18 protein-coding genes and 1 tRNA gene are annotated in these 24679 nt (G+C 66.3%); 10 read left to right on the top strand and 9 right to left on the bottom strand.

Annotated features, from left to right (window positions below; translation table 11 throughout):
* Positions 1 to 23 precede the first annotated feature (23 nt).
* Complete coding sequence (locus tag QRM89_RS19930; RefSeq protein ID WP_042598734.1) at positions 24 to 308, bottom strand: GNAT family N-acetyltransferase; 285 nt, start codon at positions 306 to 308, stop codon at positions 24 to 26.
* Positions 309 to 523: 215 nt separating this feature from the next.
* Here QRM89_RS19930 and QRM89_RS19925 point away from each other — a divergent pair, with 215 nt between their 5' ends.
* Complete coding sequence (locus QRM89_RS19925; protein ID WP_012438794.1) at positions 524 to 724, top strand: hypothetical protein; 201 nt, start codon at positions 524 to 526, stop codon at positions 722 to 724.
* A 206-nt stretch (positions 725 to 930) separates the two neighbouring features.
* Here the strand turns inward: QRM89_RS19925 and QRM89_RS19920 are convergent, their stop codons facing one another.
* Complete coding sequence (locus QRM89_RS19920) at positions 931 to 1539, bottom strand: rhomboid family intramembrane serine protease (protein ID WP_011036598.1); 609 nt, start codon at positions 1537 to 1539, stop codon at positions 931 to 933.
* Between the two features lie 7 nt (positions 1540 to 1546).
* Entirely contained in the window at positions 1547 to 3112 is a 1566-nt protein-coding gene (locus tag QRM89_RS19915; protein WP_285448785.1) for an oligopeptide:H+ symporter, read from the bottom strand.
* A 462-nt stretch (positions 3113 to 3574) separates the two neighbouring features.
* Here QRM89_RS19915 and QRM89_RS19910 point away from each other — a divergent pair, with 462 nt between their 5' ends.
* The 3 genes from QRM89_RS19910 (at position 3575) to QRM89_RS19900 (ending at position 7935) form a co-directional block, all read left to right on the top strand.
* Entirely contained in the window at positions 3575 to 5344 is a 1770-nt protein-coding gene (locus QRM89_RS19910) for a M14 family metallopeptidase (RefSeq protein ID WP_285448784.1), read from the top strand.
* A gap of 175 nt (positions 5345 to 5519) precedes the next feature.
* Positions 5520 to 7706 (top strand): glycoside hydrolase family 3 C-terminal domain-containing protein, encoded by a 2187-nt coding sequence (locus tag QRM89_RS19905; RefSeq protein WP_285448832.1) that lies wholly within the window; start codon positions 5520 to 5522, stop codon positions 7704 to 7706.
* Positions 7707 to 7848: 142 nt separating this feature from the next.
* A tRNA-Leu gene (locus QRM89_RS19900) sits at positions 7849 to 7935 on the top strand.
* 409 nt (positions 7936 to 8344) lie between these two features.
* Here QRM89_RS19900 and QRM89_RS19895 read toward each other — a convergent pair.
* On the bottom strand, positions 8345 to 8803 hold the full coding sequence (locus QRM89_RS19895) for a hypothetical protein (RefSeq protein WP_285448783.1): 459 nt from the start codon (positions 8801 to 8803) through the stop codon (positions 8345 to 8347).
* A gap of 431 nt (positions 8804 to 9234) precedes the next feature.
* Between QRM89_RS19895 and QRM89_RS19890 the strand changes: the two genes are divergently transcribed.
* A complete protein-coding gene (locus QRM89_RS19890) occupies positions 9235 to 10011 on the top strand; it encodes a DUF2884 family protein (RefSeq protein WP_343237691.1) in 777 nt (258 codons plus the stop codon).
* 19 nt (positions 10012 to 10030) lie between these two features.
* On the opposite strand, the gene QRM89_RS19885 is transcribed toward QRM89_RS19890, so the two are convergent.
* From QRM89_RS19885 to QRM89_RS19870, 4 genes are read right to left on the bottom strand one after another with little or no spacing between them, the layout of a single operon-like run.
* Positions 10031 to 11611 (bottom strand): DHA2 family efflux MFS transporter permease subunit, encoded by a 1581-nt coding sequence (locus QRM89_RS19885; protein WP_011036592.1) that lies wholly within the window; start codon positions 11609 to 11611, stop codon positions 10031 to 10033.
* Between the two features lie 6 nt (positions 11612 to 11617).
* Complete coding sequence (locus QRM89_RS19880) at positions 11618 to 12811, bottom strand: HlyD family efflux transporter periplasmic adaptor subunit (RefSeq protein WP_042598728.1); 1194 nt, start codon at positions 12809 to 12811, stop codon at positions 11618 to 11620.
* Positions 12812 to 12821: 10 nt separating this feature from the next.
* Positions 12822 to 14336, bottom strand: a complete 1515-nt coding sequence (locus QRM89_RS19875; RefSeq protein ID WP_285448781.1) for an AdeC/AdeK/OprM family multidrug efflux complex outer membrane factor — start codon at positions 14334 to 14336, stop codon at positions 12822 to 12824.
* Complete coding sequence (locus tag QRM89_RS19870; protein ID WP_029216859.1) at positions 14333 to 14773, bottom strand: MarR family transcriptional regulator; 441 nt, start codon at positions 14771 to 14773, stop codon at positions 14333 to 14335. Before QRM89_RS19870 ends, QRM89_RS19875 begins: the two co-directional genes overlap by 4 nt.
* 126 nt (positions 14774 to 14899) lie before the next feature.
* On the opposite strand from QRM89_RS19870, the gene QRM89_RS19865 reads away from it, so the two are divergent.
* The 3 genes from QRM89_RS19865 (at position 14900) to QRM89_RS19855 (ending at position 19038) form a co-directional block, all read left to right on the top strand.
* The gene (locus QRM89_RS19865; protein WP_285448780.1) at positions 14900 to 15763 is read left to right on the top strand and encodes a helix-turn-helix transcriptional regulator; all 864 of its coding nucleotides are present in this window, start codon (positions 14900 to 14902) and stop codon (positions 15761 to 15763) included.
* Between the two features lie 60 nt (positions 15764 to 15823).
* Positions 15824 to 18067 carry a DNA topoisomerase IV subunit A gene (gene parC, locus QRM89_RS19860; RefSeq protein WP_076039267.1) on the top strand — a complete coding sequence of 748 codons (2244 nt, stop codon included), beginning with the start codon at positions 15824 to 15826 and terminating at the stop codon, positions 18065 to 18067.
* A gap of 305 nt (positions 18068 to 18372) precedes the next feature.
* Positions 18373 to 19038: a thiopurine S-methyltransferase gene (locus tag QRM89_RS19855; protein WP_115539962.1), complete on the top strand. Its 666-nt coding sequence runs from the start codon at positions 18373 to 18375 to the stop codon at positions 19036 to 19038.
* A 243-nt stretch (positions 19039 to 19281) separates the two neighbouring features.
* Here the strand turns inward: QRM89_RS19855 and bfr are convergent, their stop codons facing one another.
* Positions 19282 to 19767, bottom strand: a complete 486-nt coding sequence (bfr, locus tag QRM89_RS19850) for a bacterioferritin (RefSeq protein ID WP_114998424.1) — start codon at positions 19765 to 19767, stop codon at positions 19282 to 19284.
* A gap of 153 nt (positions 19768 to 19920) precedes the next feature.
* Here bfr and QRM89_RS19845 point away from each other — a divergent pair, with 153 nt between their 5' ends.
* Positions 19921 to 22308, top strand: a complete 2388-nt coding sequence (locus QRM89_RS19845) for a penicillin acylase family protein (RefSeq protein WP_285448779.1) — start codon at positions 19921 to 19923, stop codon at positions 22306 to 22308.
* 206 nt (positions 22309 to 22514) lie between these two features.
* Entirely contained in the window at positions 22515 to 24650 is a 2136-nt protein-coding gene (locus tag QRM89_RS19840) for a TonB-dependent receptor (RefSeq protein ID WP_285448778.1), read from the top strand.
* Positions 24651 to 24679 lie beyond the last annotated feature (29 nt).

Here is a 24679-nt window from a genome sequence, read left to right as displayed (position 1 = left end):
TGACGACACCCAGCTGCTGACGATCAGGCCAGCAGCGCTTGAAATTGCGGATGCCGGCGCATATAGGCGTCGGCATAACTGCAGGCGGGGATGACCTTCAACCCCGCCTCACCTGCGAAACCCAATGCCGCCTCCACCAAGGCGGCAGCCACGCCGCGGCCACCGATCGCGTCCGGCACCCGCGTGTGCGTGATGGTCAGCACCGCATCCTGCTGCTGATAGGCCAACTCGGCGGTGTTGCCATCGAGCTCGACCGTGAACCGCTGGTGGGCGGCGTCGTGCGTCACGCACAGCGTTGAGGCATCCATCTGGTCTTGATCCGGCGTTATTTCCTGTACCAATTCTGACCAGCGACGCGCCGTGTCTGCGTGAAAGACAAGCCACACCGTGACCTGCTGCCCAGCCTGCTGCGGCGGGGCTAAAGTTCGCCGCGCCGACGCCGATAGCCAACGCGAAGGCGCTCGCAACAGCTGCTCGGCAGCGACGCACCGGCGCCTTCGCCCTACCCGCCAGGAGCGACAGCATGAACAACGATTCGTCAGGACACGGCGCAGAGAGTGATAGCTCGTTGCTGGAAGGCCTGTTCCAGTTCGCCATCAACGGCAACACCCAGGGCCAGGAATTCGCCCAGCTCAACGACACCGTCTACGAGCGCCTGCAGCAGGCCTACGGCACCGTGTCCGGCAGCGGCAGCCTGATCGACCACGAGCGCAACGCGGCCTGAGGCCTTTGCGCTGATCGCAACACTGCAGGGCCGCGCCCTGCCCAACCCGACCACGCTGCGGCGACCGAGCCGCAGCGAACGCCGGGCAGGCACATCATTCAACACCTGCACTTTCGGCGTGACGCAGGCCAGGCACATCGGCCAGCGCGCTCATCACGCCAGCCCATGTCACGCCCCGCAAGCACCTTGCGGCGAGACCCGCCTGCTCAACCGAAGCGCGGGTTCGACAATTGCTCCAGGAACACCTGCAGCACGCGCGGTTCCATGATCAGCATGAACATCACGCCGAACGCCGCGCCCGCCAGGTGCGCGCTGTGGTTGATGCGGTCGCCGCCGCGACGGTCCATCCACAGGCTGTAACCCACGTAGAACACCGCATAGATGATCGCCGGCGCCGGAATGAACAGCACCAGGATGATCGTCCATGGCTTGAGCAGGATGAAGGCGAACAACACCGCCGACACCGCGCCCGATGCCCCCAGGCTGAGGTAGTTCGGGTTCTTCTGGTTCTTCAGATAGCTGGGCAGGATCGAGACGATCAACGCGCCCAGATAGAACAGCGGATAGGTCAGCACGCTACCGGTCAGCCGCGTCATCACGTCTTCGATGTACCGGCCGAAAAAGAACAGCGTGATCATGTTGAAGACCAGGTGCCCGAGATCGGCATGGATGAAGCCGTAGGTGATCAGGCGGTCGTACTGCTTGTGCTTGTCCAGGGCGGGCGGCCACAACACCAGCCGGTCGGCCAGCTTGCGGTTGTTGAACGCCATCCACGAGACGATGCCGGTGATGGCGATCAGGATCAGGGTAATCATGCAGACCTCAGGCAGGACGGTAGTTGTCGACCATGCGATACCGGCGCGCGTACAGGCCGAAGGCCAGTGCTGCCAGGAACGCGAAGGCCGCGAAGAAAAACATCAAAAATGCCGCTTCGCTGAGCCCAGTATCGGCGATATGCGAGGTCACCGTATCGTTGCGAACCGCCACATTCGAGAGCAGCACCCACAGGTTGCCGACCGTGGTGGTCAGGTACCAGAAACTCATCACCACGCCCTTCATCGACGGCGGCGCCTGGCTGTAGGCAAACTCGATCCCGGTGGCCGACACCAGCACTTCGCCGAAGGTGAGCAAGGCGTAGGGCAGGATCTGCCAGGCGATATGCATCGGCTCACCGCCATCCATCGCCACCTGGATCGCACCGACCGCAATCCACGCCACGCCGCTGAAGGCGATGCCGCTGGTCATGCGCCGTAGCGAAGTGGGCTCCCAGCCCAGGCGACGCAGCAACGGATACAGCACCAGGTTGTTGAAGGGAATCAGCAGCATCACCAGCAACGGATTCAGCGCCTGCATCTGCGAGGCGGTGAACCACGCCGGCATCGTCATCTCGCGGCCCTGCAGCACCCAGGTGGAAGCTTTCTGGTCGAACAGCGAAAAGAACGGCGTCACCAGCGCGAAGATCACCAGCACCCGCAGCAACGCGCGCACGCCATCGACCGCCGCATCCGGATGCGTGCCGCGGGCACGGTCCAGCTGCCACCACGTGCCGCCGCCGATGCCGGCCAGCAACAGCACCAGCGCCATGCACAGGCAGATCACCAGGCCTAGCTGCTCGGTCAATCCCAAACAGGCCAGCGCCAGCAAGACGCTGATCGCCGCCAGTGCCAGGCCCGGGCGCCCCTGGCCCGGCGCACGTGCCAGCAACGCACTGCGCACCACGGCGCCAAACCCATGCGGGTCCTTGGGTGGCAACGGCACCCGAACGTAGCGCTTGCGGCCCAGCCAGAACACCGCCGTGGCGATGAACATCAAGATGCCGGGAATGCCGAATGCCCACGACGGGCCCAGGTGCTTGAGCGCCAACGGGATCAGCAACGAGGCAAACAGGGAACCGAAGTTGATGATCCAGTAGAAGGCGTCGAACACCACCTTGGCCCGATGCTTGTTGGACTGGTCGAACTGGTCGCCCATGAACGAGGCCACCAAGGGTTTGATGCCGCCGGCACCGAACGCGATCAAGCCCAGGCCGACAAAAAACCCGCTGCGGCTGTCTTCGAACAACGCCAGGCAGGCGTGGCCGGCGCAGTAGATCAGGCTGAACCAGATGATGGTGGTGTACTTGCCGAAGAAGCGATCGGCCAGCCAGCCGCCCAGCAGCGGGAAGAAGAACACCCCGATCATGAAACTGTGCAGGATGTGCTTGGCTTCGGCGTCGCGTTCCGGCGCGCCGACCTCCTGCAGTAGCAGCGAGGTGATCAGGAACTGCACCAGGATGTTGCGCATCCCGTAGAAACTGAAACGCTCGCACGCCTCGTTGCCGATGATGAAGGGGATCTGGCGCGGCAGCCGCGCATCGGCGGCGGGCGCCGGCAAGGTGGAGGTCGTCAAAGGCAGTCCGGTCGAGCAGAAAACGAGCCCTATCGTACCGGCGGCGGCCTGTTGCCCGCCATCGCGCGGCACTGGGTTGCTGGTCCGGAACGGGCCACAGGCCGCAGCACTTGCGTGGCTGTGGCCGCGATGCAACCGATGCAGCGGCAGGAGTGGCGTGCTGGGTGATGCATCCGCCGCAGTTGGCCGCGCAGCGCTGCGCGCTGATCGCGACACACGAGCATGTGGTCGACGGCCTGCAAGCGTGTCGGCCAGCCATTGCGCGCTTGGCAACCGCAACCCGTGGCCGCAGACCACATGCCAGATATCCACTGCTGATTGAGCCGAATAACAGGCCAAAAAGCCCGAGCGAACGCGACCACGCCGCCGCGTCGCAGCTGACGCCTTTGACGCAGTGCAGATTGGCCTGCCACGCTGGCTCGGCTACATTGCAAACGTTTTCCTGGAACACCGGACCGCTGGATGCCCCGCTTCACCCGCCTCGCCCTGAGCCTGCTGCTGCTCACCTCTGCCCCCGCCGCCCTGACTGCCGAGCCGCTGACCACCGTGGCCGAGCGCAGCGGTTTTGTGCAGACCGGCCGCTTTGATGAGGTCATCGCCTTGTGCGATGCATTCGCGCAGCGCTACCCGCAGGCGGTGCGCTGCATCAGCTTCGGCACCACGCCTGAAGGGCGGCCGATGAAGGCGTTGGTGGTGTCCACCAGCGGCGCGCTGGATGCGGCAAGCGCGGCGCAGCGCGCATTGCCGGTGGTGCTGGTGCAAGGCGGCATCCATGCCGGCGAGATCGATGGCAAGGACGCGGGCTTCCTGGCCCTGCGCGAGTTGCTTGATGGCACCGCCGGCAAAGGGGTGCTCGACAAGGTGGTGTGGATCTTCGTGCCGGTGTTCAATGTGGACGGCCATGAGCGCTTTGGTGCCTGGAACCGCCCCAACCAGCGCGGCCCCGAACAGATGGGTTGGCGCACTACCGCGCAGAACCTCAACCTCAACCGCGATTACGTCAAGGCCGACGCGCCGGAGATGCAGGCGATGCTGCGGCTGGTGCAGCAGTGGGACCCATTGATGTACGTGGACCTGCACGCCACCGATGGCGCGCAGTTCGAACACGATGTGTCGGTGCAGGTGGAACCGGTGCACGCGGGCGACGCGGCGTTGCGCAAGGACGGCACCCGCTGGCGTGATGCGGTGATCGCCGATCTGGCCAGGCAGGGTTCGTTGCCACTGCCGTACTACCCGTCGCTGGTGCGCGAGGACGACCCCAGCTCGGGCTTCGCTGATGACGTGTCGCCGCCGCGGTTCTCGCACGGCTATTTCCTGCTGCGTAACCGCTTCGGCATGCTGGTGGAAACCCACTCGTGGAAGCAGTACCCGGTGCGCGTGCGGGTGACCCGCAACGCCATCGTCTCGGTGTTGCAGCAGGCCGCACGGCACGGCACGCAATGGCTGGCCGACGCGCATGCCGCCGACCAGCGCGCCAGCGCATTGGCCGGTCATCTCGAGCCGTTGAGCTACGCGGCCGGCCCGGGCACGCGCACCGTCGCGTTCCGCGGCTATGCCTACACACGCACGCCCTCGCCGGTGTCCGGTGCGTTGATGACCCGCTACGACGAGCGCACACCGCAGATCTGGAAGGTGCCGCTGCGCGACCAGATCGCTCCGGATGTCACGGTGGAGGCGCCGCGCGGTGGCTACCTGGTGCCGGCGGCGCAGGCCGCCCTGGTCGCCGACACACTGCGCCTGCACGGCATCACCTTCCAGATCCTCACGCAAGCAGGCAACCGCGCGGTGCAGAGCTTCCGCGCCGACACTGCTACCTTTGCGACGCGCTCCAACGAGGGCCACCAGGGACTCACCGTTAGTGGCCAATGGCGTGCTGAGACGCGCGCGGTGCCGGCAGGCACGTTGTTCGTACCGATTGCCCAACCCAAGTCGCGGCTGGTGATGGCGATCCTGGAGCCACAGGCATCGGATTCGTTGCTGCAGTGGGGCCTGTTCAATCTGGCCTTCGAGCGCAAGGAGTACATGGAAGACTACGTGGCCGAAGACGTGGCGCGCGAGATGCTCGCCAGCGACCCGGCCCTGAAGGCGCAGTTCGAACAACGCCTGGCCAGCGACCCGGCATTTGCTGCCGACCCGCAGGCGCGCCTGGAGTTTTTCTACCGGCTGCATCCGTCCTGGGACGAGCGCTACCGGCTCTACCCGGTGCTGCGTACCGACCAGAGCGCATTTTGAGCGCGCCGACGCAGGCGCGCTGATTCACGGCGCAGCCGGCGCCACCCATTCGGGCACCACGGTGCCCTCCCCCGATCCGTTACCGCACCACAAGGACCACGACGTGCCACACCTCGATATGAAAACGTTTACACCCGCCGCTCCGCGACCGCGCCGACTGGCGCTGGCCCTCGCGCTGGGCCTGGGCGTCGCCCTCAGCGCGCCGCTGGCCGCGCAGCAGGCCAACGCCGCACAGCCGTGGATGGACACCGCGCTGAGCCCGGACCAGCGCGCCGCGCTGCTGCTGACGCAGATGACCGAAGACGAAAAATTCCAGATGCTGCGCAGCTACTTCGGCCTGGGCACCGACAAGATTCCCAAGCCCGAAGGCGCGCTGGGCTCGGCCGGGTATGTGCCGGGCATTACTCGCCTGGGTATCCCGGCGCAGCAGCTAGCCGATGCCGGCGTGGGCGTCACCAACCCCGGTGGCATCCGCAAGGGCGACTTCGCCACCGCGATGCCGTCCGGCCCGTCCACGGCGTCGAGCTGGAACCCGCAACTGGCCTATGCCGGCGGCAAGACCATGGGCCGCGAATCCTGGCAGCAGGGCTTCAACGTGCTGCTGGCCGGCAGCGTCAACCTGCAGCGCGACCCGCGCAACGGCCGCAACTTCGAATATGCCGGCGAAGACCCGCTGCTGGCCGGCGTGATGGTGGGCGAATCGATCCGCGGCGTGCAGAGCGAGCACGTGCTGTCGACGATGAAGCACTTCGCGCTCAACGACATGGAAACCCGGCGCAACTTCCATAGCGCGCAGATCGGCGAGCAGGCGATGCACGAATCGGACCTGCTGGCCTTCGAGATCGCGCTGAAGATCGGCGACCCGGCATCGGTGATGTGCTCGTACAACAAGATCAACGGCATCTACGGCTGCGAGCACGACTACCTGCTCAACCAGGTGCTCAAGCAGGAATGGAAGTACCCCGGCTATGTGATGTCCGATTGGGGCGGCGTGCACAGCGGCTCCAAGGCCGCGCTGGCCGGGCTGGATCAACAGTCGGCCGGCGAAGTCTTCGATGCGGCGGTGTTCTTCGATGCACCGCTGCGCATGGCGGTCGGTGCCGGCGTAGTGCCGCGCGCGCGCTTCGACGACATGGTCACGCGCATCCTGCGCAGCCTGTTCGCGCATGGAGCATTCGACCACCCCACCCAGCGCCAGCCCATCGACGGCAAGGCCGGCCAACGCGCCGCGCAGCGCGTGGCCGAAGAAGGCAGCGTGCTGCTGCGTAACGAACAGGCCACCTTGCCGCTGTCAAAGGACGTGCGCCGCATCGCGGTGATCGGCGGTTATGCCGACAAGGGCGTGATGTCCGGCGGTGGTTCTTCGCGGGTGGACTACACCATCAACGGCGGCAATGCGGTGCCCGGTCTCACCCCGACCACCTGGCCGGGCCCGGTGATCATTCATCCCTCATCGCCGTTGCAGGCGCTGCGCGCAGCGTTGCCAAACGTGCAGATCGATTACGTGGACGGCAAGGACCGCGCGGCGGCCGCACGCGCGGCCAAGGCTGCCGACGTGGCGATCGTGTTCGCCACCCAGTGGGCCGCCGAGTCGGTGGATCTGCCGGACATGCAGCTGCCCGATGGCCAGGACGCCTTGATCGAGGCAGTGGCCAAGGCCAACCCCAAGACCACCGTGGTGCTGGAAACCAACGGCCCGGTGCGCATGCCGTGGGCCGAGCGCGTGCCGGCGGTGTTGCAGACGTGGTACCCGGGCATCGGCGGTGGCGAGGCCATCGCCAACCTGCTGACCGGTGCGGTGAATCCCTCCGGCCATCTGCCGGTGACCTGGCCGGTGGATGAGTCGCAATTGCCGCGTCCGTCGATTCCGGGCCTGGGCTTCAAGCCGGCCAAGCCGGGCGAAGACACCATCGATTACGCCATTGAAGGCGCCAACGTCGGCTACAAGTGGTTTGCCGCGCGCAACCTGACCCCGCGCTATCCATTTGGCCATGGTCTGTCGTACACGCAGTTCCGCATGGGCGGCCTGCGTGTGGAGGCTGCCAACGGCCAGCTGACCGCCAATTTCGAGGTGGAAAATACCGGCAAGCGCGACGGTGCCGCCGTGCCGCAGCTCTACGTCACGCTGCCCAATGGCCACGCCACACCGTTGCGCCTGATCGGCTGGCAGAAGGTCGCGCTCAAGCCCGGCGAGAAGCGCATGGTGCAGGTCGTGGCCGAGCCCAAGACGCTGGCCGACTTCGACGCCAAGGCACGTCACTGGACGATTGCCGCTGGCACCTACCGCGTGCAGTTGGCACGCTCGGCCACTGACCCGGTGGAGAGCGTGGAGGTCGCGCTGCCGGCGATGCAGTTGCCGTAACGCGGCATGGCGGACGCACGTACCTGCGGCGTCCGCCACTGCGTGTTTCGGCATGCGCATCTACCCGCGTGCGCGCCCAACTTTTTTTGTGCAACTGCGTTGACAGCCGCGCCGCCAGCTTGCACAATTCGCCCCCTGAGTCGCCCAGGTGGCGGAATTGGTAGACGCACTAGCTTCAGGTGCTAGCGGGGGCAACTTCGTGGAGGTTCGAGTCCTCTCCTGGGCACCACGACTCACGGTAGATCGTAAAAAACCTCGCTTCGGCGGGGTTTTTTGCGTTTGGGCGATCGCAGTGTGCGGTGCCGATGGTGCCCACTGTCTGTGGCTGACGCTGCTTGGCGTCGCGCGTTGTCGCTGTCCGTGGCTGACCACGCGGGGCGCTGTGCTTTTGGGCAATCACGGTCGTCGCGATGCGTCACAGGCGATGCGAATGGCACGCCGTGCAGCCGGAGTCGCTAGCGGTGTGTTCGGCTGTGCACCGCCAAGCGATGGCCTGGCGTCGATGCAGATGACTTGGTCCGCGACGTTGGAGCTTGCACGTGACCGCAGACCGCGCAGACGTCTCCACGGTGGCTAGCGTCAGATGAGCCACATCGCGACAGGCATTGTCGCCAGTGCCTGTCGCGACACCACGCGCCCTACTTGGCGGCAGCCTGTTCCTGATAATCGGTCAGGTAATGCTCGGCGTTGATCTGCTCGGAGGCAGCGGCGTCGTATCCCACCTGTGCAGCCTTCTGTGCGCTAGGCAGGTACAACTCGCCAGTTCCGGCATTGAGGATCAGCAGCACGTACGGCTGCCCGCGCAGTTGCACCGTGTAGCGGGTGTCCTTCTGGGTCGCGGCGGTGCTGGCCAACAGGATCTTGTCGTCGATCTCGCTATCGGCACCGGTCACCTGGACCAGCGCCTGGTTCTTCTCGCGCGGGCCATAGCGCAAGGTCGATACCTTGATGCCATCCCTGGAGCTGTAGGCCTTGGCCTGCTTGGCAACCTCCGGGCGTGCGCCAGCAGCCTGCGTCTGGGTGATGGCGGCCAGCGACAGCAGGGGAACGAGTACGGCGGCCGCAGACAGGCGGCGCAACTGAGATCCAAACATCATGAAAGCTTCCTTGTTTGAGTGAGAACACGGGCAGCATGCCCATGCCATGCGCCACGCACTGCATCGTTCGAACACCTCAGCACGCGTCGCTGCGCCGCATGCTACTGCACGCGATTGCACGATCGGCAATGCCTGGCGCACTGACCTTGCTGGTAATTCACTAAAAGGCGTCAACACGACGATCGAGAGGCAACCAAGCTTCATGGATGTCCTCACACATGACCGCGCATCTCGGAGCGACTGCAGATCCTGCGCAGTGACTTTCGACACGCGACCGTGCATGGCAACGAAGCGGACCATTCGGTATGACACCACTGCGCATGGCCCCGTCGATGCGAAGCTCCTTTGCGCTCGTTCTCTTGCTTGTTGCTTCCAGCGTCCACGCTCGCGGCCAGGACGACGACGCTACCGCGGGTGGGCACGGCCATCGCGTGCAGCTCTCGTCTTCGCACTGCAGCCTCAGTACGCCATTCAATGTGCTCGCCGACAGCGGCGGCATCTGGCTGTATCGCGCAGACGGACTGCCGCGCGAGATCTTCTTCCATGCAGGCGAACTGAGTGTCGACCACCAGTTGCAGCAGATCAGCGCGGACGATGCGCAGCGGTTGCAGGCGATGGAAACGCAAGCACGCCAGTTGATGCCACAGGTCGCAGGGATTGCGCGTGACGTGATCGACCTTAGCTACGACGCGCTCGGGGGTGTGGTCGAGGTCATGACCGGTAGTTGGCTCAACGCCCGCAAAATCGAACGCCTGCGCAAGCGCGCTAGCGTGTACGTCGATGACACGCTCGGCAAGGGACGCTGGGACCAACAGGCCTTCGATGGCAACTTTGAGCGCTACGTCGAGCAGGAAGCCGAGGCATTCAAAGGCAGCATCGGGCGGCATCTGATGTGGCAGATCATGACCGGGCGTGCGGATGGGATCGACCAACGTGCCCAAGCGATGGATGGCCCGCTGGATGCCAAGCTCGACGCGCGAGCGGCCACGATCGACGTCAAGGCCAATGCACTCTGCACTCAGGTGCAATCACTACGTCGTCTACAAGACGCGCTGCAGTACCGCTATCAAGGCAAGCCGCTGCAGATGCTGACGCCGTTGCATGAGGACACCTCAGCCAAGGCCGCCGAAACGGCCACAACGACACCTCACACCGCGGATGCACCTGCCGGCACCGCGATCGAAGTGCAGCAGGCACACCACAACTGATGCGCGCTATCAGCTGCGCTCAGTGCCCCCCGGCTGCCGCGGCGCCGCCGGCACCGGCGCCGAACGGTGGCTTGGCCAGCCACAGGAAGAAGATGATGCCCAAGAAGGTCCAGCCGAGCAGATAGAAGATGTCGTTGAAGCCCATCTGCGAGGCCTGGTGATTGATCATGTTGTTGAGCGAGGCCGCGCCGCGTTGCAGGTCGCCCTGCCCCATTGCGGTGACCTGCTCCTGCATGCCGGGCGTGTACACCGAGATGTGTTCGGTGATGTGCGCATGGTGCACCTGCGTACGGCGCGCCCACAGATACGTGGTCAGCGATGCGGCAAAACTGCCGCCTAGCGTGCGCAAGAACGTGGCCAGGCCGGAGCCGGCCGCGATCTCGCGCCCGTCCAGATCCGAGAGCAGGATCTGCAGCACCGGCATGAAGAACAAGGCCACGCCCACGCCCATCACCAGCTGGATGGTCGCCACGTGGGCGAAGTCCACCTGCAGGTTGAAGTTGGAACGGAAGAAGCTGGTGAACGACATGAAGATGAAGGCAATGGTGGCGAGCATGCGCAGATCGAAACGCAACGCGTACTTGCCCACGAACGGCGTCATCAACACCGGCAGGATGCCGATCGGCGCGGTGGCCAGGCCCGCCCAGATCGCGGTGTAGCCCATGTCGCGTTGCAACCACTGCGGGATCAGCAGGCTGACGCTGAAGAAAGCCGCGTAGGCCACCACCATGGCGAGCGTGCCGGCGCGGAAGTTGCGGTGCCGGAATAGCTTCAGATCGACGATGGGATCCTTGTCGGTGAGTTCCCAGATCACGAACACCACCAGCGCCACGGCTGCGACGCAGGCCAGCACCACGATCTTGTCGGAAGAAAACCAGTCTTCGTCGTTACCCAGGTCCAGCACCAGCTGCAGCGCGCCCACGCCGACCACCAGCAGGATCAGGCCGATGTAATCCATGCGCGGCCGTTCCAGCTGTTCCGGGCGATGCCGCAACTGCGAACCGACGATGCTGCTGGCGATGATGCCCAGCGGCACGTTGATCAGGAAGATCCATTCCCAGCTGTAGTTGTCGGTGATCCAGCCGCCCAGGATCGGGCCGGCGATCGGCGCCACCACCGTGATCATGGCCAGCAAGGCCAGCGCCTGCCCGCGTTTTTCGCGCGGATAGATCGACACCAGCAGACTCTGCGTAATCGGGTACATCGGCCCGGCCACGAAACCCTGCAGCGCACGCGCCACCACCAGCATGCCCATGCTCTGGGCGAGGCCGCACAGCAGCGAGGCGATGGTGAAGGCCAGCGTGGACCACACGAACAGCTTGGTTTCGCCGAAGCGACGGCTCAGCCAGCCGGTCAGCGGCAACGCGATCGCGGTGCTCACCGCGAACGAGGTGATGACCCAGGTGGCCTGCTGCGAACTGGCGCCGAGATTACCGGCGATGGTGGGCAACGAGACGTTGGCGATGGTGGTGTCCAGCACCTGCATGAACGAGGCCATCGCCAGGCCTACTGTGCACAGCGCCACGCTCGCCGGGCGAAAGCCCGCGGCGGGCGCCGGTGCCGAAGGGCCGCCGGGCGCGGTGGGAGCTTGCGAAGACATGGTGGCTTAGCCCGCCTTGGTGGCAGCCTGCGTCGGCAGGTTGTCCTGGATGATGCGATGGATGTCGGCGTCGGCGGCCTTGAGCTGCTGCGCGTAGACATCGGTGGAGAACACCGCGCCGCTGGCAAGCTTGGTCGGCAGCACACTGCCCTGCTGGTCGTGCAGGTTGACGTCGACCTTCATCGACAACCCCAGACGCAGCGGGTTGGCCGCCAGTTGCTTGGGCTCGATGGCGATGCGCACCGGCACGCGCTGCACGATCTTGATCCAGTTGCCGCTGGCGTTCTGCGCCGGCAACAGCGAGAACGCGCTGCCGGTGCCCAGGCCCAGGCTTTCGATGCGGCCGGTGTAATCCACGCCACCGCCGTACAGATCCGAATGCAGTTCCACGGTCTGGCCCAGACGCATGTGCTTGAGCTGGGTTTCCTTGAAATTGGCTTCCACCCACATCTGCTCCGGCGGCACCACCGCCATCAGCACGGTGCCGGGCTGCACCCGCTGGCCTACCTGCGCCGAACGCCGCGCGACATATCCGGACACCGGTGCTACCACGCCGGTACGCGCATGGTTGAGGAAGGCCTGGCGCAGCTGCGCCGCGGCGGCCTGCACGTCGGGCTGGGTGGCCACTTCGGTGTCGTCGACCAACGCGCGATTGCGCTCGAAGCTTTCGCGCGAGCCGCTCACCGCCGCTTCGGCGGCAGCGAGTTCATCGCGGGCATGGGCCAGTTCTTCGTTGGAAATCGCACCGCTTGCAGCAAGGTCCTTGCGGCGTGCGAAGTCGGCACGTGCACTGCGCAGTGTCACTTCGCGTGCAGAAAGTTCGGCCTGCGCGCCTTCCACACTGCGGTACAGACCACGCACCTGGCGCACGGTCTTGGCGAGGTTGGCTTCGGCCTGCTGCAAGGCGACCGCGGTGTCGGACGGGTCCAGCTGCACCAGCAGCTGGCCGCGCTCCACGCGCATGCCGTCTTCGGCGCCGATGCTCACCACGGTGCCACCCACCATCGGGGTGATCTGCACCTGGTTGCCCTGCACGTAGGCGTCGTCGGTGTCTTCAGCCCAGCGCCCGATCAGGAAGTACCACACCACCAGGCCGATGACCGCAAGGATCACCAGGATGGCGACGATGCGCAGCAGTTTGCGGCGCTTGCTCGGTGCGGCCGGCGCGGGATGCGAAGAGGTAGGAGTCGTCTGGCTCATCGTCGATGTCTCAGGAATGCGGTTGTGCGGAAGAGGTCGCGGCGTGTGCGGTGTCGTGCGCAGGCTCCGGCGTAAAGCCGCCGCCCAGCGCACGGCGCAACTTCACCGAGGCCATGACTTGTTGGGAATGCAGCCCGGCCATGCGCTGGCGCGCGGTGAGCAATTGCTCCTGCACGCTCAGCACTTCCAGATAGCTGCCGATGCCGGCGCGGTAGCGCTGCTGGGCCAGGTCGAAGGCGGCGCTGGCGGTCTGCACGGCGTCGTTCTGCGCGCGTGCGCGCTGCTCCAGCGAGCGCACCGCGTTGACCTGGTCGGCCACTTCACGCAGGGCGTCGAGCACCTTCTGGTTGTAGTCGGCCACCGCCAGGTCGTACTGCGCATCGCTGCCAGCCAAGCCGGCGCGCAGCCGGCCGCCATCGAAGATGGGCAGGCTCAAGGCCGGGGCCACCACACCGAGGACCGAGCCGCTTTCCAGCAGCTTGCCGACATCGGAGTTGATCACCCCGCCCAGCGCGGTGAGGTTGAGGCTGGGATAGAAGCGCGCCTTGGCGACGGCGATGTCCTTGTCGGCCGCTTCCACGCGCCAGCGCGCCGCCACCACATCGGGGCGACGGCCGAGCAGGTCGGCCGGCAAGGCGCTGGGCAGTTGCGGCGGCACGCTCTGGCTCAGCACCGGGCGCGCGATGTCCAGCCCGCGGTCCGGGCCCTGCCCAACCAGCGCGGCCAGGGCATTGCGTGCTTCGTCGATCTGCTGCTGCGCCGATTGCACCTGCTGCTGCGCGGCGGGCACGCGGGCCTGCGCCTGACGCACCTGCAATTCGCTGTCGATGCCGGCGCCGCGGCGGCGCTGGGTCAGCTCCAGGGTTTTCTGCGCACGTGCCAGCTCATCGTTGGCCACGTCCTGCAGATCCCAGGCGTAGGCGAGCTGTGCGTAGCCTTCGGCGATGGCCGCCGACAGGTTGAGGCGTGCCGCCTGCGCGTCCACCTCGGCGGCATGCGCCTGGTCCACGGCTGCTTCCCACGCGGCGCGCTTGCCGCCCCACAGGTCCACGCCATAACGGAAGTCCAGCACCACCTGCGCGCTGCCGGCATAGCTGCCGCCGCGCTCCTCGCCCACCATCGATTCGGGCAATTGCAGGCCGGTGTAGCCGCCGGAGACCGACAGGCTGGGGCCGCGGTCGGCCTGGGCAGTGCCGGTGCGCGCCTGCGCCTGGCGCAGCCGTGCATCGGCAGCGGCCAGGCTGGGGCTGTGCTGCAGGCCTTCGGCGATCAGCGCGTCCAACTGCGGGTCGCCCAAGGCACGCCACCAGTCACTGGCCGGCCAGGCGGCCGGGCTGAGCTGCGCCTGCCCGAAGGTGCGCTCGGCATGCACGGCGCCGGGCTCCAGCACGGTGCCTTGCGGCGCCAGGCCGCGGCTGCTGGCACAGGCGGCCAGCGCCAGGGCCAGCGTGGTCACGAGGATCGGCCGCAGCCTGCGCACTGCGCGCGGGTGCCGCCTCTGAAGGAAGGAACTAGCAGCGTTCATGAGTTGAGTGCATCGCGGACACGGATGAGAAGAGAAGTGAGTTGCTCGCGCTCGGGCGCCGACAGGTCGCGCAGGCCATGCTCCATGGCGCGTTCGCCGCGCAGCCGCAGGCGCTCCCACAGCGCTACGCCCTGTTCGGTCATGACGATCTGCAGCGCGCGGCGATCCTGCGCATGTGGCTCGCGCCGCACTGCGCCCAGCGCCTCGAGCTTGTCGAGCAGGCGCGTGACCGCGCTCGGGGTCTGGTCCAGCGCCTGGGCCAGCTCGTTGGCGGTACACGGCGAGCGCACTGCCAGCACCTTCAGGCCCACGTAATGGCTGAAGCCGAAGTCGGGCAGCTCGCCCTTCATCTCGGCATCGAGCTGGCGCATCAACGCGTCGCGCACCTGGCGCAACAGCAAGCCGAAGGTCGGCGGCGTGGTGGCTGTGGAGTCGATCATGGGGCGTTATTTTGTTCCGTAAAATATATTTGTCAACGCAAATATGTCATCCGGGATAAAACCGATTGCAAGGATCGAGACGATACGCGCCCCGCCAGCTGGCCCGGTAATACAATCTGGCCAATGAATAACGAAAACCGGCCAACCGAGATCGATGCGCTGCCACCTGGCGCGCGGGCCAGCTTCGAATGGGCGGATGGCCCGGTGGTGGTCGCCTTCCGCGCCGACCTGCGTGCGGTGTGGGCGCCGGAGACCGCCTGGCATGCGCATATGCGCGGCCAGCTGATGTATGTCGAACAGGGCGTGCTGACCGTGCACACCGAACACGGCACCTCCTCGCTGCCGCCCGGCTGTGCCGGCTGGATGCCGCCCGGCCAGCAGCACACCGTGGAGTTGGCCGGGCCGCTGCGCGGCTGGGGCGTGGTGGTGCGGCCGGATGCCTGCACCGGCCTGCCGGCGCGCAGCGGGGTGATCCGCCTGAGCGGGCTGGCCCGCGAGGTGATCATGCGGGCGGCCAGCTGGCCGCTGAGCGAGATGCTGGCCGAACCCGTGGATCCGGCCCGGCAACGCCTGGCGGCGGTCCTGCTGGACGAGCTGTGCCAGGCGCCGATCGAGCACCTGCACCTGCCGATGCCGGCGGACCGGCGGCTGCTGCGCATTACCCGGCAGCTGCTCGACACCCCCGCCGACCCGCGCCCACTCGAGGCCTGGGCCACCTGGGGCGGGCTGTCGCCGCGCAGCCTGAGTCGGCACTTCCGCGACGAGACCGGGCTCAGTTTTGCGCAATGGCGGCAGCAGGCGCGCCTGGCCGAGGGCCTGCGCCGGCTCAGCCAGGGCACCGCGGTGGCGCAGGTCGCCGACCAGCTTGGCTACAGCAGCCCCAGCGCCTTCGTCAGCGTCTTCCACCGGCATTTCGGTGCCCCGCCGGCCCGTTATCTGGCCGGCGGCCACGCGCGCGGCTTGGCATCCCCCGCCGCATCCGGATAATCGGCGCTCTTCGAGCCCGCGCGCTGGCGCGGGTTCTTCTTTCGTAGGACCTGGCTTCGCATGACCGATCTGACCCGCCCCACCTTCCATGGCTTCGAGCAGCTGCCGCTGCGCGAGTACGCCGAACGCGCCTATCTCGATTATTCGATGTACGTGGTGCTCGACCGCGCCCTGCCGTTCCTGGGCGACGGCCTGAAGCCGGTGCAGCGCCGCATCATCTTCGCGATGAGCGAGCTGGGGTTGAACGCGGCTGCCAAGCCCAAGAAGTCCGCGCGTACCGTGGGCGATGTGATCGGTAAGTACCACCCGCACGGCGATAGCGCCTGCTACGAAGCGCTGGTGTTGATGGCGCAGCCGTTCTCCTACCGCTATCCGTTGATCGAAGGCCAGGGCAACTTCGGCTCCACCGACGACCCCAAGTCGTTCGCGGCGATGCGCTACACCGAATCCAAGCTCACCCCGATCGCCGAAGTGCTGCTGGGCGAAATCAGCCAGGGCACCACCGACTGGGCGGCCAACTTCGACGGCACCCTGGAAGAACCCACCTGGCTGCCGGCGCGCCTGCCGCACCTGTTGCTCAACGGCACCACCGGCATCGCAGTGGGCATGGCCACCGACGTGCCGCCGCATAACCTCAACGAGATCGTCAGCGCGCTGCTGCACCTGCTCGACGACCCGGACGCCACGGTGGCGCAGCTGTGCGAACACGTGCTGGGCCCGGACTACCCGACCAGCGCGGAAATCATCACCCCCGTTGCCGATCTACGTGCCATCTACGAGACCGGCCACGGCAGCGTGCGCGCCCGCGCCACCTACAAGAAAGAACACGCCAACATCGTCATCGACGCGTTGCCCTACCAGGTCTCGCCGTCCAAGGTGATCGAGCAGATCGCCCAGCAGATGCGCGCAAAAAAGCTGCCGTGGCTGGAAGACATCCGCGACGAATCCGACCACACCAGCCCGGTACGGGTGGTACTGGTGCCGCGCTCCAACCGCGTCGATGCCGAGCAGTTGATGGGCCACCTGTTCGTCACCACCGATCTGGAACGCAGCTACCGCGTCAATCTCAATGTGATCGGCCTGGATGGCCGCCCGCAGGTCAAGAACCTCAAGCACCTGCTGAGCGAATGGCTGACCTTCCGCAGCGACACCGTCACCCGCCGCCTCAACCATCGCCTGCAGAAGGTCGAGCGCCGCCTGCACCTGTTGGAAGGCTTGCTGATCGCCTTCCTCAACCTGGATGAAGTCATCCGCATCGTCCGCAGCGAGGACGAACCCAAGCCGGTGCTGATCGCCCGCTTTGCGCTCAGCGAAGAACAGGCCGAATACATCCTGGAAACCAAGTTGCGCCAGCTGGCGCGCCTCGAAGAAATGAAGATCCGCGGCGAGCAGGAAGCCCTCGCCAAGGAGCGCGAGCAGATCCTGTCCATCCTCGGCAGCAAGACCAAGCTGAAGAAGCTGATCAAGGACGAGCTCACCGCCGACGCCAAGAAGTTCGGCGATGCGCGTCGCTCGCCGCTGGTGCAGCGTGGCGCCGCACAGGCGATCGACGAAACCGAGATGGTCGCCAGCGAACCGATGACGGTGGTGCTGTCGGAGAAGGGCTGGGTGCGTGCAGCGAAGGGCCACGAGGTGGATCCGGCTGGCATGTCGTACCGCGACGGCGACGGCCTGCTGGCCGCCGTGCGCAGCCGCAGCACCTACCACGTGGCGTTCCTGGATTCGGACGGCCGCGCGTACTCCACGCTGGTGCACACCCTGCCCTCGGCGCGCGGCAACGGCGAACCATTGACTGGGCGTTTTTCACCGGCCTCCGGCGCCTCGTTCCAGGTGCTGGCCAGCGGCGAGAACAATGCCCGCTTCGTGCTGGCGTCCTCGCACGGCTACGGCTTCGTGACCCGTTTCGAAAACCTCACCGGCCGCAACAAGGCCGGCAAGGCGATGCTCAACCTGACCACCGGCGCGCATGTGCTGACGCCAGCGCAGGTGCTCAACCCGCAGACCGACCGCATCGTGGCGGTGACCAGCGCCGGCAACCTGCTGGCGATCACCGCCTCCGACCTGCCCGAGCTGGACAAGGGCAAGGGCAACAAGCTCATCGAGATCCCCAAGGCCAAGCTCGGCACCGAACGCGTGGTCGCCGTGGCCGCGGTCGCCCCGGGCAACACCTTGCTGGTGCGCAGTGGCGCACGCGTGATGAGCCTGTCGTTCAAGGATCTGGACACCTATGTGGGCGCGCGTGCAAGCCGTGGCGCGTTGTTGCCGCGTGGGTGGCAGAAGGTGGATGGGCTAGACGTGCAGTAAGGATTTTCACCAGCCGAGCGCGCGGCGGCGCGTTTGGCACTGCCGTGCTTATGGGTGACTGAGGCGCGGCAGAAGGTGGATGGGTTGGACGTGCAGTAATGGGTGTTCACCAGCCACACGCGCGGCGGCGCGTTTTCCCATCAACGAATGCCGAGCACTGCGCGCTCATGCGCATTGCTGACCAAGCCTGCGTCCACGCAAGCATGCGTAGCTCTGTGCCGGCAGTTAATCGCCATCGCATAAGCCAACGCTGTGTTCAAAGCGGGCCAATGATCACCGCGCCAAAGCGCAGCTAGAGAAACACGATGGACACGGAGTTCTGGATACAACGCTGGCAGGCCGGCCAGACCGGCTTTCATCAGGACGAGGTGATGCCGCTGCTGCAGAAGCACTGGCCCGCCGTACAGGCGCCGCCTGCTGGTCGCGTGCTGGTCCCGTTGTGTGGCAAGAGCCTGGATATGCACTGGCTGGCCGCGCAAGGCCACCGCGTGCTTGGCGTGGAGCTGTCGCCGCTGGCAGTCACGCAGTTCTTTGCAACTGCCGGGATTGAGCCAAAGCGCCACACCAGCAACATGGGCGAGCACTACGTCGCCGGCCCGATCGAGATCATCTGCGGTGACGCATTTGCGCTGGATGCGCAGGTGCTGGCTGATTGCAGCGCCGTCTACGATCGCGCGGCGCTGGTGGCACTTCCAGCTGACCTGCGCCAGCAGTATCTACGCACCGTCTATGCGCGCCTGCCTGCGCAGTGCTGTGGTCTGCTGATCACCCTGGAGTATCCGCAAGCCGAAAAAGCCGGCCCACCGTTTTCGGTGGACGCAGCCGAGGTGCATGGTTTATTCGATGCCCACTGGCAGGTGCAACTACTGGAGCAGCGCGACATCCTCGACCAGGAGCCGCGCTTCCGCGCCGATGGCGTGACCGCGCTGGCAACCGGCGTGTACCGTCTGCAACGCAACGGATCGACATAGACGGGAACGGCTGTGCCGCGCGGTGATCGCAACGGCGAGCGTGCGAGTCGCCCGCACACATCGACAACACCACACGGCACTACTGATGCGGTGACTCACGAGAACTGCACCGACCCGACGCAAGAAACTGCCCTGCACACCCGGCAGCTGCCACCCCACGACACGCAGGCAGCACGCCTCGAACACGTACCCCGCTTCCACTCCGCCACGCAGACCGACCGCTGCGCCGCGTCGAGACCGGATTTACCCGGCCACGTGACTCTTGTCGATCTTCGAGGTCTGGTACAGCTCCAGGCCGATGCGCTTGATCAGGCCGAGCTGCTGCTCCAGCCACCAGGCATGATCTTCCTCGGTGTCCTGCAACTGCTTGAGCAGCATGTCGCGGCTGACGTAGTCGCCGTGGTCTTCACACAGCTTCATGCCGGCGGCCAGCGCAGCGCGCACTTCGTATTCCACGACCAGATCGCGCTCCAGCATCTCCACTACGGTTTTGCCCGGCGCAAACTCGGCAGGCCGCATGTCCGGGTCGCCTTCCAGGAACAGGATGCGACGCAGCAGCGCGTCGGCATGCTCGGTTTCCTCTTCCATCTCGTGATTGATGCGCTCGTACAGCGCCATCAGGCCCTGGTCCTCGTAACGGCGCGAATGCAGGAAATATTGATCGCGCGCCGCCAATTCGCCGCGCAGCAGCTGCTTGAGGTAATCGACGACTTCGGGATGGCCTTTCATGGTGTGCTCCAGCAACGCAATGCGCGCATGGTGCCCGAAGCGGGCGGGCAATGATCTAATCGGAATCACTTTCAGTTGCGCTTGCAGGCGGACCGGCAACGGTCACGCACCGGCGCGACACTGGTCACAGATGAATCGCTCAAGGAATCGATGATGCGCAAATGGCTGCGCCGGCTGTTGCTGGCCCTGGTGGTGCTCACCCTGCTGGTCACGCTGGGGCTCTACCTGGCGGTGCGTGGCAGCCTGCCACGGCTGGACGGCGAGACTGCGCTACGTGGCCTGGGCGCACCGGTCAGCGTGCTCCGCGACGCGGGCGGCGTGGTCACCATCGACGCCACCAGCCAACGCGATGCGCTGCGTGCGCTCGGGTATGTGCACGCGCAGGAGCGCTATTTCGAAATGGACCTGATGCGCCGCGCATCGGCTGGCGAACTGTCCGAACTGTTCGGCCCTGCTGCGCTGGACCTGGACAAACGCAACCGCGTGCACCGCCTGCGCGCCCGTGTGCACGCCAGCCTGGATGTGGCCGCCGGCAGCGAGCATGCGGCACTGCAGGCCTATACCGAGGGCGTAAACGCGGGGCTGGCGGCATTGCGCGTGCGGCCATGGCCGTATCTGTTGCTGCGGCAGACCCCGCGCGCCTGGACGCTGGACGATTCCATCCTGACCGGCATGGCGATGTACGCCGACCTGCAGGACAACGACAATCAGACCGAACTGGCCGCTGCGCGCATCCGCGCGGTGGTACCGCCGGCACTGGCCGCCCTGCTCGATCATCAGGGCTCCAGCTGGGATGCACCGCTGTTCGGCCCGGCGCTCGGCGATGCGGTGTTGCCGGATGCTGCCGCTGTCGACCTGCGCCGCCTCCCGCACCCGTCCACCCCGCCCGGCGCCGAGGCCCCCACGCCCGGCAGCAACAACTTTGCCGTGGATGGCAGCCTCACCGCCGATGGCCGCGCCATCGTCGCCGATGACATGCACCTGGGCCTGCGCGCACCCAATATCTGGTTCCGCGCGCGCCTGCGCTATCCGGATACACGCGCGCCCGACGGCAAGGTGGACGCCACCGGCTTCACCCTTCCCGGCCTGCCCGCAGTGGTGGTCGGCAGCAATGGGCATGTGGCATGGGCGTTCACCAACAGCTACATCGACACCGCCGATTTCGCCCGCATTCCGGCTGACCAGGCAGACCGCACCATCCCGCTGCGCGATTACACCGAAACCATTCGCGTGGCCGGCGCCGCGCCGGTGACGTTCACTGTCCGCGAGGCGGAATGGGGCCCGATCCTGCACACCGAGGCCAACGGCGATCTGCTCGCCCTGCGCTGGGCGGCGCAACTGCCCGGGGCAATCCGCCTGGATTTCACCGAGATGGTCAACGCCGGCGATCTGGAGGCCGCCTTCGCCGTGGCAGACCGCTCCGGCATCCCGGCACAGAACCTGCTGATTGCCGACCGGAGCGGGCGCATCGGCTGGCGGCTCATCGGCGCGCGGCCAGCGCGCAACCCGGGCTGCTGGCCCAGCGGGATTGCCGAGCTTGCGCCCACCACGCCCGCTTCGAATGGCACCGTCGCGCCGGGCAATTCGCCTGGCGGCTGCGTGCCCTGGCCGCTACGCAGCGATGCCGCGCCGTCGCTGATCGACCCACCCACGCACCGCCTGTGGACCGCCAATAGCCGCATCGTCGATGCGCAACAGCTCGCCATCCTGGGCAATGCCGGTTACGACCTCGGTGCGCGTGCGCAGCAGATCCGCGACGACCTGTTCGCCAAGCAGCGCTTCACCGAACGCGATCTGCTGGCCATCCAGCTCGATGATCGTGCCGTGCTGCTCACGCGGTGGTGGCAGCTGCTGCGCAGTGTGGTCGAACACAGCAAGGACCCGGCGCTGCAACGGATCGAAGTGGCGACACGGCAGTGGAGCGCCCATGCGGCCACCGATTCGGCCAGTTACCGCATCGTGCGTGGCTTCCGCGGCATGCTGCTCGATACGCTTCAGGCCGGCCTGCTCGCCCCCGCCAAAGACGCACTGGGCGAGAGCTTCCTGCCGCCGCGCCGCGCACAGCTGGAAGGCATTGTCTGGCCGCTGTTGCAGCAGCGCCCGGCCAACCTGCTGCCGCCGCCTTATCGCAGCTGGGAGCAACTGCTGGACGAGACCGCGCGCGCACTGCATGCCGATCTGGCCTCACAGGGCGACACGCTGGGCGAACGCACCTGGGGCGAACGCAATACCGCCGCCATCTGCCACCCGATCGCGCGTGCACTGCCGGCGTTGGCGAAACATGTGCTGTGCATGCCGCCGGACCAACTCCCAGGCGATCGCGACATGCCGCGTGTGCAGGGCCCGGCCTTTGGCGCTTCGGAGCGCATGGTGGTCTCCCCGGGACACGAGCGCGACGGCATCGTGCACATGCCCGGCGGGCAAAGCGGCCACCCGCTGTCGCCGTTCTGGGGCGCCGGCCACGACGACTGGGTCCACGGGCGCCCCACGCCGTTCCTGCCCACCGCCACCCAATACACGCTGCAGTTGCGGCCGGAGTAGCGGGTTCCGTTTTCTCACGTGGACAGGCCGCTCTGCTGGGCGTACGGCTGCGCGGCGCCAGCGGATTGCCGCATGCCCACGCGCAACGCGTGGGCATCATCCACGGACTAGTCGCAGCGCCGTTCCAGACGCTGCGCCCGAGACGAACCCAACCGCGCAATCCGCCATGCTAAGATGCATTTGATAACCATTCCCATTGGTAACCAATGCGCCCCACGCTTCTTGTCACTGCGCTTGCCGCCGCACTCCTGCTGCCCCCGCCGTCCGCGCTTGCCCAGCACACCACGCCCGCACCCACCGAACTAGATGGCGTGGATGTCATCGGCCGTGCGCAGACGTTGTACAAGTCCGACGACGCCGCGGTGGGCACGCGTACCGATACGCCGCTGGCATTGGTGCCGCAGTCGGTGCAGGTGCTGCCGCGTGAGTTGATCGACGACCAGGCCGCACGCCAGATCACCGATCTGTATCGCAGCATCAGCGGCATCAGTTTCTTCAGCTATGCCGGCGTCACCTTGCGTGGCTTCCGCCAGGAAAACGTGCTGTATGACGGGCTGCGTGGCGACCCGTACGCCGGGTTTTCGGTGCCGCAGCTGTTCAACATCGAACGCGTGGAAGTGCTCAAGGGCCCGGCCGGCGCGCTATATGGCGGCGGTGAGCCGGGCGGCGTCATCAACTACGTGACGCGCAAACCCGGCCATCAGGCGTTGCGGCGGGTGGAGCTGCAACTGGGCAACCAATCGTTTGGCGCGGCATCGTTCGAAGCCACCGGCCCGGCACGCGAGGATGGCCGCATCCGTTACCGCATCGGCGCCTATGCCGACGGCGAGGACGGGTTCCGCTGGAACACCGACAGCGAAAGCCAGATCGGCGATGCGTCGGTGGCATTCGATATCGGCGAGACCGGCGAGCTCACGTTGCAATACACCGACATCACCCAGAACCTGGGCGGCAACCGCTTGCGTGGCGTGCCGGTGGACGATGACGGCAACTTCCTGACCAACCGGCGCTGGAATCACAACGAATCCACCGACTTCCTGGACATGCGCGCCAAGGTCGCCTTCGCGCAATACAAATTCGCCCCCTCCAGTGCGTGGGACGTGGACATGGCACTGCGTTGGTTCAAGAACGACGAGCACCAGATCTACCACGAGCCCATGGGCTTGATCGACCGGGATGGCGACGGCACCGCCGAGTGGATGACCCGCCAGTTGCGCAACCAGTATCGCGACAACGACGCGCTTTCCGGCAACGTCAACGCGGTGTTCCGCACCAGCACCGGTGCGATCGGCCATAAGCTGCTGATGGGCGCGGACTACTACCGCCTGGATGCGGATTTCCGCGCGCAAACCGCCAACACCGCCGACACCGGGCGCATGCGCGGGCCGGTGCCCGGCATCGATCTGTTCAATCCGGTCTACGGCCGCAGCGGCTTTTACGACTACGGCCTGGACACGCTGCCCTGGCGCGCCACCAGCACCCGCAGCCAACGCTATGGCGCCTACCTGCAGGACGAACTCACGCTCACCGAGCGCTGGTTCGCGATGGCCGGGCTGCGCTGGGATGGCTTCAAGGACGACAACCGCCTGGATGGCTCGCGCATCACCGGCAATGACCTCAGCTGGCGCGTCGGCAGCACCGTGGTATTGCGCGAGGGCATCAACGCCTACGCCAGTTACGCCAGCGGCTTCCTGCCGCAGGATGCGGCCAACCAGGACAGCAGCGTCGGCGGCCCGTTCGATCCCGAGCGCAGCACGCAGTGGGAAGTGGGCCTGAAGACCGCGCTCAACGACGGCGGGCTCACGCTCAACACCGCGCTGTATCGCATCGAGCGCAGCAACATCGTGCAGGCCAACGGCAGCATCACCGATGGCGTCAACCAGCTCTCGGCGCTGGGCCTGGTCCGCAGCGAAGGCCTGGAAGTGGATCTGCTGGCCGATCTCACCGAGCGCTGGGTACTCAACCTCACCTACGCCTACAACGACGCGCGCGTGCTGGATGCCGGCACCAACGGCATCACCAATGCCTCCGGCGATCGCTTTGCCAATGCACCGCGCAATACCTTCGGGCTGTGGACGCGCTATGAGCTACCGGCGTGGAACTCGGCCGTTGCGTTCGGCGCCGATTACGTCGGCGAGCGTCTGAGCCTGGAAGGCCAACGCGTCAAACCGTATGCCATCTTCGACATCAGTTGGCAGACCCAGTGGGATGCGTGGAAACTGCAGGTCAACGTCAAGAACCTGTTCGACAAGGTGTATGCGGCCAGCGGTTTCACCGAACGCACCGGCCACTTCCCCGGCGAGCCACGCCGCATCTATGCGCAGCTGGCCTACAGCTTCTGAGCATGCTGCACAGCGCTGCTGCGCGGCCA

The organism is Xanthomonas sp. LMC-A-07, assembly GCF_030208825.1.
GTDB classification, from domain to species: Bacteria; Pseudomonadota; Gammaproteobacteria; order Xanthomonadales; family Xanthomonadaceae; genus Xanthomonas; species Xanthomonas campestris.
Note: the sequence above shows the minus strand (reverse complement) of the source record. Positions and strands in the feature narration are given on the sequence as shown.